The 12556-nt window shown below is 66.1% G+C and carries 12 protein-coding genes; 3 read left to right on the top strand and 9 right to left on the bottom strand.

The window, feature by feature from the left end; all coding sequences use genetic code 11:
• Positions 1-102 precede the first annotated feature (102 nt).
• The 4 genes from MGMSRV2_RS14375 to MGMSRV2_RS14360 form a co-directional block, all read right to left on the bottom strand.
• Positions 103-756: a histidine phosphotransferase family protein gene (locus tag MGMSRV2_RS14375; RefSeq protein ID WP_024081082.1), complete on the bottom strand. Its 654-nt coding sequence runs from the start codon at positions 754-756 to the stop codon at positions 103-105.
• Positions 757-798: 42 nt separating this feature from the next.
• On the bottom strand, positions 799-2721 hold the full coding sequence (gene asnB / locus MGMSRV2_RS14370) for an asparagine synthase (glutamine-hydrolyzing) (protein ID WP_024081081.1): 1923 nt from the start codon (positions 2719-2721) through the stop codon (positions 799-801).
• A 155-nt stretch (positions 2722-2876) separates the two neighbouring features.
• On the bottom strand, positions 2877-4460 hold the full coding sequence (locus tag MGMSRV2_RS14365) for a DHA2 family efflux MFS transporter permease subunit (protein WP_024081080.1): 1584 nt from the start codon (positions 4458-4460) through the stop codon (positions 2877-2879).
• Entirely contained in the window at positions 4457-5491 is a 1035-nt protein-coding gene (locus MGMSRV2_RS14360; RefSeq protein ID WP_024081079.1) for an HlyD family secretion protein, read from the bottom strand. The genes MGMSRV2_RS14365 and MGMSRV2_RS14360 overlap by 4 nt, the downstream gene beginning before the upstream one ends.
• A gap of 129 nt (positions 5492-5620) precedes the next feature.
• On the opposite strand from MGMSRV2_RS14360, the gene MGMSRV2_RS14355 reads away from it, so the two are divergent.
• A complete protein-coding gene (locus tag MGMSRV2_RS14355) occupies positions 5621-6175 on the top strand; it encodes a hypothetical protein (protein ID WP_024081078.1) in 555 nt (184 codons plus the stop codon).
• On the opposite strand, the gene MGMSRV2_RS14350 is transcribed toward MGMSRV2_RS14355, so the two are convergent.
• Positions 6172-7107 (bottom strand): FkbM family methyltransferase, encoded by a 936-nt coding sequence (locus MGMSRV2_RS14350; RefSeq protein WP_024081077.1) that lies wholly within the window; start codon positions 7105-7107, stop codon positions 6172-6174. The two genes, MGMSRV2_RS14355 and MGMSRV2_RS14350, sit on opposite strands and share 4 nt — an antisense overlap.
• Positions 7104-7820 (bottom strand): alpha/beta hydrolase, encoded by a 717-nt coding sequence (locus tag MGMSRV2_RS14345; RefSeq protein WP_242410689.1) that lies wholly within the window; start codon positions 7818-7820, stop codon positions 7104-7106. Before MGMSRV2_RS14345 ends, MGMSRV2_RS14350 begins: the two co-directional genes overlap by 4 nt.
• 67 nt (positions 7821-7887) lie before the next feature.
• Here MGMSRV2_RS14345 and MGMSRV2_RS14340 point away from each other — a divergent pair, with 67 nt between their 5' ends.
• Together MGMSRV2_RS14340 and MGMSRV2_RS14335 are read left to right on the top strand one after the other, a co-directional pair.
• On the top strand, positions 7888-9117 hold the full coding sequence (locus MGMSRV2_RS14340; RefSeq protein WP_144084313.1) for a glycosyltransferase family 4 protein: 1230 nt from the start codon (positions 7888-7890) through the stop codon (positions 9115-9117).
• The gene (locus tag MGMSRV2_RS14335; protein ID WP_024081074.1) at positions 9114-10040 is read left to right on the top strand and encodes a glycosyltransferase family 9 protein; all 927 of its coding nucleotides are present in this window, start codon (positions 9114-9116) and stop codon (positions 10038-10040) included. The genes MGMSRV2_RS14340 and MGMSRV2_RS14335 overlap by 4 nt, the downstream gene beginning before the upstream one ends.
• 6 nt (positions 10041-10046) lie before the next feature.
• Here the strand turns inward: MGMSRV2_RS14335 and hemW are convergent, their stop codons facing one another.
• The 3 genes from hemW to rph are packed head-to-tail and all read right to left on the bottom strand — an operon-like array spanning position 10047 to position 12510.
• Positions 10047-11165, bottom strand: coding sequence for a radical SAM family heme chaperone HemW (gene hemW / locus MGMSRV2_RS14330; protein ID WP_242410688.1), 1119 nt, complete (start codon positions 11163-11165; stop codon positions 10047-10049).
• Between the two features lie 26 nt (positions 11166-11191).
• Positions 11192-11788, bottom strand: coding sequence for an RdgB/HAM1 family non-canonical purine NTP pyrophosphatase (rdgB, locus tag MGMSRV2_RS14325; RefSeq protein ID WP_024081072.1), 597 nt, complete (start codon positions 11786-11788; stop codon positions 11192-11194).
• A complete protein-coding gene (gene rph, locus MGMSRV2_RS14320; protein ID WP_024081071.1) occupies positions 11785-12510 on the bottom strand; it encodes a ribonuclease PH in 726 nt (241 codons plus the stop codon). The genes rdgB and rph overlap by 4 nt, the downstream gene beginning before the upstream one ends.
• Positions 12511-12556 lie beyond the last annotated feature (46 nt).

Below are 12556 nucleotides of genomic sequence, written 5' to 3'. Positions count from 1 at the left end.
GCAGGGACCTTCTCGGGTCCACTTATCGCAGGCACGTCAATCGACTAATACCACGGTCCAGGGGGCATTAGAAGAACCCATAAGGCGGAAGGGACAACTTCTCTAAATCATCCCTAAGGCGCACGCTTCCGCCGCCAAGCGCAAGCCCCGCGCGGTGACGGAAACGCTGATCCGTCCGCCCATTTCGGCGGCCAGCATGCGGGTCAGGGTCGCCTGCGCCGTTTTTGGGCCGGTGGGGGCGGTATCGGTCAGCAGGGCGGCCCTGACGTCGTCGGTCAGGGCTGCGGGTTCGCCATGGGCGATCACCGTCGGCCAGCCGTCGGTCAGGGCGAAATCCAGGGCGCCGCCGCGCGGCAGGGCGTCGCGGCCCAACAGCATCAGGTTGAGCAAAAGGCGGGCGCGGGGGCCGTCGATCTGGTCGGGACAATCGGTCCAGCGGCAGGCAATGGTCGGGGCGGCGGTGGAGGCCAGGCTGTTGAGGTGGGCCTCGGTCATCGTCCGCAATGCCGACAAGCCCTGCGGCATCGACGCGGCGGGGCCCAAGGCCGCGCGCAACAGGCGCAGGCGGGCCGCGGCGCCGGCGGCGCTGGTGGAAACCATGGCCAGGGTCTCGGGATCACCGCCGCCCAAATCCTGGAACAGCTCGGCCCCGGCGGCGGTGGCGCCCACCGGACCGGCCAGATCGTGACAGACGCGGGCGCACAGCAGCTCGGCCAGCATCAAGGTGTCGGTATTGTTTTGATGATCGCTCCCCATAATCCGAAGGTAACAGTCCTCCGGCCCGTGGCGAAGCGAAAATCAGAGCCCCTTGGATGCCAGCCAGGCCTGGGCCATCAGCGCATGCCACAATTCGGTCTGCCAGTTCTTGCGGCCCGAGCGATGGTCGCTCCAGCAGCGTGACAGCCGGCGGGCGTCGAACAGGCCCTGGCGGCGCAGCCGATCTTCCGACAACAGGTCGTCGGCCCAATCGCGCAGGCGTCCGCCGAGCCAGCGGCCCACCGGCACCTCGAACCCCATCTTGGGGCGATCGACCAAGGGGCGCGGCACATAGCGGTACAAGACGTCGCGCAGCACGGTCTTGCCGTGATCGGCGTTGAGTTTGAGCCCGGTGGGCAGGCTCCAGGCGAATTCGGCAATGGCGTGGTCGAGGAAGGGCAGGCGTGCTTCCAGCGACGCGGCCATGGTGGCGCGGTCGGTTTTCACGCACAGATCGTCGGGCAGATAGCCCAGCACATCCAGCACCATCACCGTCAGCGCCGGATCGCTCAGGCTGGGGTGGCGGCCAGGATCGGTATAGAGATCCGGTCGGGTCGGTGCCCCCAGCACCATCTCGCCCATGCCGCGCCAACGGCTGTAATGGCGACCCAGCATGTGCGGGATATCGCTGGTTTGCAGGTTTTCCACCGCCTTGCGCAGACGATAGCCGGGATAGGACCGGCGCTTGCGCCCGACCAGGGCCGACAGGCCGGCGGCACTGTTCAGCAGGCCGGGCGGCACCGCCTGACCGGCGCGGGCCAGGGTGCGCAGCCAAGCCGGCATCGCCCGCAGCCGGGCCCAGTCGCGCGGGATCGAGCGATAGATGCCGTACCCGCCGAACAATTCGTCGGCGCCGTCGCCGGACAGCGCCACGGTGACGTCCTGGCGGGTCAGCCGCGCCAACAGCACGGTGGGCAATTGCGCTGGGTCGGCGAAAGGCTCGTCCCAGATGGCTGGAAGATCGGGGACCAGGGCCAGGGCGTCGTCGTCGGTGATGCGCAGTTCGGTGTGTCGGGTGCCCAGATGGTCGGCGACGGCACGGGCATAGGGGCTTTCATCATAGCCTTCCGCGTCGAAGCCGATGGTGAAGCTATGCACGGGGGCCGGCGACAATTCCTGCATGATGGCGGCGGTCAGCGACGAATCAATGCCGCCGGACAGAAACACCCCCACCGGTACGTCGGCCTGCATCCTGAGCGCGATGGACGAGCGCAGCAACTGGTTCAACCGTTCCGCCGCCGCTGCCGGCCCGCCGGTGAAGCTGCCGGCCACCGCCTGGGCCCGTTCGGTCGCCGACCAATAGGGGCGGATCAGGCGGTGGTCGCCCTTGATCGTCATCACCGTACCCGGTGGCAGCTTGTGGGCCTTGGCATAGATGCTGTGGGGCGCGCCGATCCAGCCCAGCCGCATGTATTCGGCCAAGGCGGCGCGGTCGAGGGTGGTGTCGAAACCGGGATGGGCGGCCAAGGCCTTCAGCTCCGAACCAAAGGTCAGGGTGCCGTTCGCCTCGCTCCAGTACAGCGGCTTTTCGCCGATGCGGTCGCGGGCCAGATACAAGGTGTGTTCCAACCGGTCCCACAGGGCGATGGCGAACATGCCGTCGAACTGGGAAAGCGCGCGCTCGACGCCTAAGCGGGCCACGCTTTCCAGCAGCACCTCGGTGTCGGAATGGCCGCGCCACTCCATCGGTTCCAGGCGTCCGCGCAACTGCCCGTGATTGTAGATTTCGCCGTTGAACACCACCACCCAACGGCCATCGCGCGACGCCATCGGCTGATGGCCGGACGGCGTCAGGTCCAAGATGGCGAGGCGGCGGAAACCCAAGGCGATGCCGGCGCCATCGTCGCACCACACGCCGCTATCGTCGGGGCCGCGATGGACCAAGGTGGCGGCCATGGCCTCGACCACGCGGGCGCGGTCCGAGGTGGTGGCGGAAATATCGAGAAAGCCGGCGAAGCCGCACATGGGGATCAGGATTCCAATTTGGCGCGGGCAGACCTTAGCCCGCGGGGCCCCGCCCTGGCAACAGGGCTCGGTTCCCGCCCCGCCCCGAACGCCGCCGAAGAGGGTTGGGGCGGGATTTCGGCGAAATTGGGACGGGGCAGGAACCGATGGGGATGTCAGTGGGCGTCGGCGTTTCCGCTCGACGGATGCCTGACCTTGTGCACCAGGGGCATCAGCACCAGCCCGACCAGGAAGACGACGGACATGGACAGCAAGATGTCGCCGAAAGCCATGGTCGAAGCCTGCTGGCGGGTCAGGTTGTAAAGCACCTTCAAGGCCGCCTGATCGGGATCACCGGGCAACAGGCCGGCCATGCGGGCGGAAATTTCCGACAGCCGCGTCACCGCCATCAGATTGTCGGGGCTCAGGCTTTCCGACAGGCGCAGCATGTGCAGGTCGGTGCGTTCGCGCAAAAAGGTGGTGATGGCGGCCAGCCCGATGGCCCCGCCCAGATTGCGCATCAGATTGTAAAGCCCCGAGGCGTTTTGCACTTCCGCCGGGGCCAGATGGCCCAGGGCGACGGCGTTGATGGGGACGAAGCAGAACATCAGCGCCAAGCCGCGCACCGCCTGCGGCAGGAACATCTCCCAATAGCCCCATTGGCTGGTCAGATAGTGGTTCAGCCACAATCCGGTGCCGAACAGGCTCAGGCCCAGGCCCAGCATGACGCGCAGATCCAACTTTTTCGCCAAGGCGCCGGCCAGGGGCGCCGACAGAAACTGGAACATGCCGGTGACCATCATGGTGAGGCCGATTTCCCGCGACGAATAGCCGCGGATGCGCCCCAGATAGAGCGGGATGACATAGACCGAGCCGTAAAGGCCGATGCCGATGATGAAGCTGTATAGGCAGCCGACGGCGAAGTTGCGGTCGTGGAAGGCCTTGATGTCGACCACCGGATGGGGCGTGGTCAGCTCGCGCCACAAAAAGGCCATGCCGGCGATGGTGCATAAAAAGGTCATGGCGACGATCTTGGGCTCGTCGAACCAGTCGTCGCCGGGGCCTTCCTCGAGGATGTATTGCAAGCTGCCCAAAAAGGCCGCCACCAGGACGATGCCGGCCAGATCGAAGCCTTTCAGCATGTCGAGGCGCGGGCGGTCCACATGCACGAACAAAAACACCAGGGCCGCGACGATCAGGCCGGGGACGACGTTGATCAGGAACAGCCAGTGCCAGGAAAACGCCTCGGTCAGCCAGCCGCCCAAGGTCGGCCCCAGGGTCGGGGCCATGGTCGCCACCAGCCCGATCAGCACCGAGATGCCGGCGCTCATCCTGGGTGGGAACAAAAGGAACGAGGTGGCGAAGACGGTGGGGATCATGGCGCCGCCCAAAAAGCCCTGGATGGCGCGGAATACGATCATGGATTCGATGTTCCAGGCGAAGGCGCAGGCGACCGAGGCGATGGTGAAGGTCAGGCACGAGGCCATGAACAGCCAACGGGTGGAAAACACCCGGGCCATCCATCCCGACAGCGGGATCATCACCACCTCGGCGATCAGATACGAGGTCTGGACCCAGGAAATCTCGTCGGCGGACGCCGACAGCCCGGCCTGGATCTGGGCAATGGAGCTGGCGACGATCTGGATGTCCAGGATGGCCATGAACATGCCCACCACCATGGCGAAGAAACCGATCCAGTCGCGTGTGTGCACCACCCGGTCCTCGGGCCGGATGCTCAGGCGCGGATCGGCCGGACTCACTTGCCGGCTCCGCTGCGGGTGTCGACGCTGACCACCACCGACAGGCCGGGGGCCAGTCGTCCGGCCAGCGGATTGTCGGCGGGCACGTGGATGCGCACCGGCAGGCGCTGGACGATCTTGGTGAAATTGCCGGTGGCGTTTTCCGGCGGCAACAGGCTGAACTTGGCCCCCGTGGCCGGCGAGAAGCTGTCCACCGTGCCGGTCAGCACGTGTTCGGGAAAGGCGTCGATCTTGATGGAAACGCTTTGGCCGGGCTTCAGGCGGGCCAATTGGGTTTCCTTGAAATTGGCGTCGATCCACACGCTGTCCAGCGGCACCACCGACAAAAGGTGCTGGCCGGGCCGGACATAGGCGCCGGTCCGGGCGACGCGGTTGCCGATGACGCCATCGACGGGCGCGCGGATGATGGTGGCATCAAGATCGGCCAGGGCTTGATTGACTTGGGCTTGCGCCTGGTTGACCTGGGCTTGGGCGACGTCGCGATCCGCTTCCAGCACCGCCATCTGCCGTTTGGCGGCGGTGGCCTGGGCACTGCTGCCCTGCAGGCTGGCGGCGGCCTTGGCCGCCTCGGCGGTCTGGGTGTCGAAGCGCTGGCGGCTGACGAAGTCGTCCTTGACCAGCCGGCTGGTGCGGTCCAGATCCTGGCGCGACAGGGTCAGGTCGGCCTTGGCCGCCGAAATGCCGGCGCCGGCCTGCTGCATCACCGCCTGTTGCACCAATACCTTGTCGTCCAATTGGGCCAAGGTGGCGCGCCGTGCCGCCAGCACCGCCTCGGCCTCGGCCAGTTTGCTGCGGTAATCGGTGTCGTCGATGCGGATCAACAGATCGCCGGCCTTGACCCGCTGGTTGTCGGTCACCGCCACCTCGACGATGTGACCGGCCAGCTTGGGCGTCATGGTGGTGATGTCGCCATCCACATAGGCGTCGTCGGTGGTTTCGAGGAAACGACCATCGGCATACCAGCGCCAGCCGTACAATGCGGCGACGCACAGCAGGGCAAGGGCGAAGAGGCGAAGGATGGTCTTTTTCATGGCGAAAACCTGAACTGAACGGTTCAGTTTTATATGCGCCGCCATATGTGGCGGTCAAGAGGTGTGTGCGGGTGATTGTGCGGCGAAGGTGGGCGGGTTAGGCTTTGGCCGATTTCATCGGGGGAAACCATGCGCCCACTCGTCCTTGCTGTTGCCGCTTTGCTGCTGCCCCTGTCGGCCCTGGCGTCGGAACGGTTGCAGGTGCCGCAACTGAGCGATTGGAAGGTGATGTCGTCGGTGACCGACAAGACCGGGCAGTCGACGGAATTGATCCCGGTGCAGGAAGGGGCCGAGACCTGGACCCGGCGCATCACCGTGCAGGCGTTTCGCGGCGTGCCGTTGACGGTGTCGGAATTTCTGGAACAGGCGGTGGCCAAGACCGCACCGGTATGCGAAGCCGCTGCCGCCGGCCCGGCCAGCATCGGCAGCATCGGCGGGCGCGAGGCGGGGTCGCGCACCATCGCCTGCGGCAAGTACAAGGGCGACGGACGCGGCACCTATGTGCTGCATTTCGCCATCCGTGGCCGCGATGCCTTTTATGTGGTCAGCCGCATGTGGCGCGGCGCCCCCTTCGCCCTGGGTCAGGTGCCGGTGCCGGAAAGCGAGCTGGTCCAGTGGCGCGCCTATGCCGATGCCATCGATCTGTGCGACACCACCGATGCCCGCCGGCCCTGCCGGGATTAGTTGGGCACGCCCCCCAGCAAGGACCGCAACAGCGGAACCAACTCGCGCAGATTGGCCCGCATCTGCTGCCAAGCCACCCGTCGGCCCAACCGGCGCGAGGCATGGGCGACGGCATCGGCCTTGATTCCTGATCGGGTCAGCAGCGGCAGGGCGTGGTCGAAATAGCCCAGGGCCATGGCGATCAGCCCGGCGGCCAGGGTTTGCCGGTCGGCGGCCAGGGTGTCGGCGCGGCGGAAATACAAAAGGTCGCATTGGCCGATCTGGCCGCGCGAATAGCCGGGTTGGCCGCGCCAGGAATAGGGGTGCGGCGCCACCGGCTGCGCCCGCCAGCGCATGGGGCGGATGATGTCCATCAGCTCGAAGCCCTGGCCGCGCAGGAACACATCCATGTCGGCCACCAGCGGCTGGTTCTTGCGGGCGGCGACGAACGACGCCTCGGCCTTGATCGCCACTGTCGCCGCCAGCGTTTGCGGGGCGGCTTGCAGGATGGACAGTTCCGCCCCCTCCACATCCAGCTTCAGGTAATCGGGCAAGGCCAGCCCGGCCAGGGCGTGGTCCAGGGTGACGGTGTCCACCGTCAGCGGGCGGCAGTTGCTGGTCAGGTGCGACAGGCCGAAGCGTTCGCCCACCGCCGGATCGTGCTCCAGCAATGACGCTCCCACCGGGTCGGGCGGTATCCATAACGTCGCCGGGCCGTTGGCAGCGCCGATGGCGAAGGGCAGCCAACGGACCGAGCGCCACGGCGCCGGGTCGGTGGCCTGTAATTGGGCAAAGGCCTGGGGTTCCGGTTCAAAGCCGATGCCGTCCACCGCCCAGGCGATGGGCAGCAGATCGGGGTCGAAGCCCCCGCGTGAGCCGATATCCACCGCCCGCAATCCGGCAGCGGCGATGGTTGGGGCCAAATCGCCGTGGCGGAAGAAGTCGGTGTTCATTCCAGCCCATCCACCAGGCGGGCGACGATGGCGGTCATGCGCGCCAGATCCTGGTCGCGGCTGAGCCGGTGGTCGCCATCCTTGATCAAGGTGATCTCGACGTCGTCGGAGGCCAGGCAATCGGCGATCTTCAGTGCCGTTTTCCAAGGCACGTCGGCATCTTTTTGTCCCTGGATCAGGCGGACCGGGCACGCAAGGTTGATGCAATCACCCAGCAGCAGGTTGTTGCGGCCATCCTCGATCAGCAGGCGCGGCACCGTCCACGGATTATCCGGCTCATAGCAATTGGGCAGCACCACTTCACCTTTTTCCAGCAGGTCGCGGCGCTGTTCAGCGGTGAATTCAGCCCACATCAGATCCTCGGTGAAATCGGGGGCGGCGGCGATGCCGGCCAGCCCGACCACCCGGTCGCGGCGGCGCAAGGCGGCCAGCAGCGCCACCCAGCCGCCCAGGGACGACCCCACCAGAACCTGCGGCCCCTGGGTCAGTTCATCAAGCACGGCGACGGCGTCGTCGGCCCAGCGGCTGACACACCCGTCCTCGACCCGCCCACTGCTTTTGCCGTGGCCGAACAGGTCGAAGCGGACGAAGGCGCGGCCTTGGTTTTTGCACAGATTTTCCAGGGCCAGGGCCTTGCCGCCCTCCATGTCGGAATGAAAGCCATGCAGGAAGATGATTCCAGGGCCCTTGCCTTCCAGGCGATGGTATGCCATGGACGCCCCGTCAGCGCGTGTTAATATCCCGCCGCCTTCAACCATGGTCATGACCTTGCCCCAATCCATGTCGGAAACTGAAAATCCCCCCATCGATGCCGCCGAAAGCGGCGTCCGTCAACCGGTCGTTCTGCAAGTGCTGCCGGCGCTGGTCACCGGCGGGGTCGAACGCGGCACCGTCGAGGTGGCCCAAGCCCTGGGCGAAGCCGGCTGGAAAGCGGTGGTCGCCTCCAGCGGCGGCCCCATGGTGCGGGAACTGATCCGCGCCGGCGCTGTCCACGTGGAGATGCCGCTGGCTTCCAAGAACCCGCTGGTCATGCGCGCCAACGTCAAGCGCCTGGAAAAGGTGATCCGCGAGCACGGCGTCGACATCGTCCACGCCCGCTCGCGCGCCCCGGCCTGGAGCGCGCATGCCGCCGCCAACCGCACCGGCGCCCATTTCATCACCACCTTCCATGGTACCTACAACCTGGGCGGTTTCGGCTTCAAGCACTGGTACAATTCGGTGATGGTCAAGGGCGAGCGGGTCATCGCCATTTCCGAATTCATCGCCGAACATGCAAGGCGCATCTATGGCCTGGCGGCGGAACGCATCCGCGTCATCCATCGCGGTGTTGACCTGACCAAGTTCGATCCCAACCGGGTCAGCCAGGAACGCATCATCCAACTGGCCAACCGCTGGCGGCTGCCCGACGGCTATCCGGTGATCATGTTGCCCGGGCGGTTGACCCGCTGGAAGGGGCAAAGAGTGCTGATCGAGGCCTTGGCCCTGCTGGGTCGCCACGATGTGCGCTGTCTGCTGGTGGGCTCGGATCAGGGCCGTAGCGGCTATCGCCAGGAACTGGTCGATCTGATCAAGCGCCGCGACCTCACCCATGTGGTTCATATCGTCGACGAATGCAACGACATGCCCGCCGCCTATATGCTGACCGATGTGGTGGTGTCGGCTTCAACCGACCCCGAGGCCTTCGGCCGGGTGGTGGTCGAGGCCCAGGCCATGGGCCGTCCGGTCATCGCCACCGATCATGGCGGCCCGCGTGAAAGCATTCTGGCCGGGCGTACCGGCTGGCTGGCCAATCCCGACGACCCCCGCTCGTTGGCCGATGCCATTGCCCGTTTTCTTGATCTGTCGGCGGAGGAGCGTCAGCGCGTCGCCGATCTGGGCCAAGCTTTCGTCCGCGCCAATTTCACCAAGGAAGCCATGTGCGCCAAGACCTTGGCGGTGTATCGGGAGATTCTTTCCGGTGCGCCGGTGGTGGCGCAGCAAGATTGGCTGATCGACCCGGAGCAGGCGTGACCAGCCCCCGCATCCTGGTCATCAAATTGGGCGCCCTGGGCGATTTCGTCCAGGCTTTCTCCCCTTTCGCCGCCATTCGCGCCCACCATCCGGGGGCCGAGATCACGCTTTTGACCACCCGGCCCTTTGCCGAGATGGCGGTGGCCAGCCCCTATTTCGACCATGTGTGGATCGATGAAAAGCCGCGTCTGTGGCAAGTGGCCAAGCTGGTGCGGTTGCGGGAGCGGCTGCGCGGCGGGCGGTTCACCCGTGTCTACGATTTGCAGACCTCGGACCGCTCAGGCTGGTATTTCCGTCTGATCGGAGCGGGGGTGGAATGGTCGGGCATCGCCAAGGGCTGCTCGCACCCCCATGCCAATGCACAGCGCGACTTCCTGCACACAATAGAGCGTCAGGCCGAGCAATTGGCCATGGCCGGCATCGCCGAATATCCGCCCGCCGACCTGTCCTGGGCCGAGGCCGATCTGTCGCGCTTTGGCTTGCCCCACCCCTTCGCCCTGCTGTGTCCGGGCGGTGCCCCCCACCGCCCGGCCAAGCGGTGGTCAGCCGAGCATTTTGGCGAAATCGCCCAGTGGCTGACCCAGCGCGGCATCACCCCGGTGCTGGTGGGCACCCATAAGGAAAAGGCGGAAATCGACGCCATCACCGCCGCTTGTCCGCAAGCGGTGGCGCTGACCGGGCGGACCGGGTTCCTGGATATTCTGGGATTGGGCCGTCAGGCCATGCTGGCCTTGGGCAACGACACCGGCCCCATGCATCTGATCGCCGCCGCCGGCGCGCCATCCTTGGTGCTGTTCGGCGCCGACAGCAATCCCGATCTGTGCGCACCGCGCGGCCAGGTCAGCCTGTTGCGGCAAGATGATCTGGCCGATCTTGATCCCGAGCGGGTCAAGGCGGCCTTGGCCGCTTTGGTGGCGGACTGACGCGAATCAAGCCCGCAGCAATGCCCCGGTCAGGGAATTCAGCACCAATAGGCCGGCTTCGGTGGCGGCGATGCCGTGGGCTGTGCGCCTCAACAGACCGTCTTGTTCAAGATGGGCATGGGCCTGGACGTCGATGACCTGCCACAGATCCAAGCCGCACTGGTCGCGGAAATGATCGGCGTGGATGCCTTCGTTCAGCCGCAACCCCATCATCACCAACTCTTCCGCTCGGGTGCGGGCGTCCAGGGCTTCCTCGCCCTGGCAGGCATGGCCGTGGGTTTCGACCCGGCGCAGCCATACATCGGGGGCGCGGTGCTGACGGGTGGCCCTGTGGTTCAAGCGGCCATGGGCGCCTGGGCCGATGCCGACATAATCGCCGCCGCGCCAATAGGTCAAATTATGGCGGCTTTCCTGGCCGGGACGGGCGTGGTTGGAAATCTCGTAGGCGGGCAAGCCGGCTTCGGCGGCCATGCACCGGGTCAGCGCGAACAAATCGGCGGCCAGATCTTCGTCGGGTAGCTGGAACTCGCCGCGCGCATGGATGGGGTAAAAGGCGGTGCCTTCCTCGATGGTCAACTGATAGGCCGACAGATGACCGCCGGTCAGGGCCAGGGCTTGGGTCAATTCGGCCCGCCACGCTGCCATGGTCTGGCCGGGACGGGCATAGATGAGGTCGAAGCTGAAGCGGTCGAAGGTCTTGGCCGCTACGTCCAACGCCGCCAGGGCTTCGCCGGCATCGTGACGGCGCCCGAGGAATCGCAGATCGGCATCGTTCAGCGCCTGCACCCCCAAGGACAGGCGGTTGATGCCGGCGGCGCGAAAATCCCGGAAACGCTGGGCCTCGACCGTCGAGGGATTGGCTTCCAGGGTGATTTCGATCAGGGGATCACAATGCCAAAGCTGATGGATACGGTCGATCAGGGCGGCAATGGTGGCGGGCGCCATCAGGCTGGGGGTGCCGCCGCCGAAAAAGATCGAGGTGACCTCTGCCTCGGGCTTGCGGGCGGCGAAATGCTCAAGCTCGGCCAGCAGGGCGCGGCGCCAGCGATCCTGGTCGATGGTGTCGGCAGCATGGCTGTTGAAATCGCAATAGGGGCACTTGGACAGGCAGAACGGCCAGTGCACATAAACCCCGAACCCGGGCGAGGGGGTTACTGGAAGCACGCCGCCACCAGCTTGGCGAAAGCATCGGCCCGGTGGCTGATGGCGTGCTTGGCCGCTGCCTCCATTTCGCCGAAAGTCAGGCTGCCGCCCGTGGGCAGGAAGAACGGATCATAGCCGAAACCGTTGGCTCCGCGCGGCGGCCAGACGATGTCGCCCTCGACCACGCCTTCAAAGGTTTCCACATGGCCGTCGGGCCAGGCCAGGGCCAGGGCGCAGACGAAGCGGGCGCCGTGGTCCGGGGTGTCGCCCATCTTGTCGTGCACCAGTTTCATGGCGGCGGCGAAATCCTTGGTCGGACCGGCCCAGCGGGCGGAATAGATGCCGGGGTCGCCGCCCAGGGCGTTCACCGCCAGACCGGAATCGTCGGCCAAGGCCGGCAGATTGGCGGCCTTGGCCGCCGCCAGCGCTTTCAGTTCGGCATTGGCGGCGAAGGTGGCGCCGGTTTCCTCGGGCTCGTCCAGGCCCAAGGTGCCGGCGGACACCACCTGGGCGTCGAAACGCCCAAGCAGTTCGCCGATCTCGCGGACCTTGCCGGCATTGTGGCTGGCGATGACCAGCGGGCCTGCGGTGAATTTGCGGCTCATGCCAGCCCCACCGCCTTCTTCTGCAACAGCGCCAACTCGGTCACGCCCTTTTCCGCCAGTTCCAGCAATTGGGTGAACTGGTCGCGGCTGAACGGGCGTTCCTCGGCGGTGCCCTGCACCTCGACGATGCCGCCGGTGCCGGTCAAGACGAAATTGGCATCGGCCTGGGCCGACGAATCCTCGGGATAATCCAGGTCCAGGACCGCTTGGCCTTCATAGATGCCGCAGGAAATGGCGGCGACCTGATCGATCAGCGGCACCGCCGACAGCTTGCCGGCCTCGACCAGCTTCTGGAAAGCCAGATGCAGGGCCACCCAGGCGCCGGTGATCGAGGCGGTACGGGTGCCGCCATCGGCCTGCAACACGTCGCAATCGAGCTTGATCTGCATTTCGCCCATGGCGGTCAGATCGGTGACGGCACGCAAAGACCGCCCGATCAGGCGCTGGATTTCATGGGTGCGGCCCGATTGCTTGCCCTTGGCCGCTTCACGGTCGGTGCGGGTGTGGGTGGAGCGGGGCAGCATGCCGTATTCGGCGGTGACCCAGCCCTTGCCGGTATTGCGCAGGAACGGCGGCACCCGTTCTTCTACCGAGGCGGTGCACAAGACGTGGGTATCGCCGAACTTGGCCAAGCACGACCCTTCGGCGTGGCGGGAAAAGCCGGTTTCCAGACGGATGACGCGCAATTGGTCGAAAGCGCGGCCAGACGGGCGATGGGACATGGGGGTTCCTTGATGATCATGGGCGGAATTTGCCCGAACCCTAACG

The organism is Magnetospirillum gryphiswaldense MSR-1 v2 (assembly GCF_000513295.1).
Taxonomy (GTDB): domain Bacteria; phylum Pseudomonadota; class Alphaproteobacteria; order Rhodospirillales; family Magnetospirillaceae; genus Magnetospirillum; species Magnetospirillum gryphiswaldense.
Note: the sequence above shows the minus strand (reverse complement) of the source record. Positions and strands in the feature narration are given on the sequence as shown.

Excerpts from the sequence above, each read along its gene's own strand:
- MGMSRV2_RS14375 (WP_024081082.1), bottom strand. The coding sequence starts at position 756 with ATGGGGAGCGATCATCAAAACAATACCGACACCTTGATGCTGGCCGAG.
- asnB (WP_024081081.1), bottom strand. The coding sequence starts at position 2,721 with ATGTGCGGCTTCGCCGGCTTTCTCGATATTTCCGCCACCACCTCGGAC.
- MGMSRV2_RS14360 (WP_024081079.1), bottom strand. The coding sequence starts at position 5,491 with ATGAAAAAGACCATCCTTCGCCTCTTCGCCCTTGCCCTGCTGTGCGTC.
- MGMSRV2_RS14355 (WP_024081078.1), top strand. The coding sequence starts at position 5,621 with ATGCGCCCACTCGTCCTTGCTGTTGCCGCTTTGCTGCTGCCCCTGTCG.
- MGMSRV2_RS14350 (WP_024081077.1), bottom strand. The coding sequence starts at position 7,107 with ATGAACACCGACTTCTTCCGCCACGGCGATTTGGCCCCAACCATCGCC.
- MGMSRV2_RS14345 (WP_242410689.1), bottom strand. The coding sequence starts at position 7,820 with ATGGCATACCATCGCCTGGAAGGCAAGGGCCCTGGAATCATCTTCCTG.
- MGMSRV2_RS14340 (WP_144084313.1), top strand. The coding sequence starts at position 7,888 with ATGTCGGAAACTGAAAATCCCCCCATCGATGCCGCCGAAAGCGGCGTC.
- rdgB (WP_024081072.1), bottom strand. The coding sequence starts at position 11,788 with ATGAGCCGCAAATTCACCGCAGGCCCGCTGGTCATCGCCAGCCACAAT.
- rph (WP_024081071.1), bottom strand. The coding sequence starts at position 12,510 with ATGTCCCATCGCCCGTCTGGCCGCGCTTTCGACCAATTGCGCGTCATC.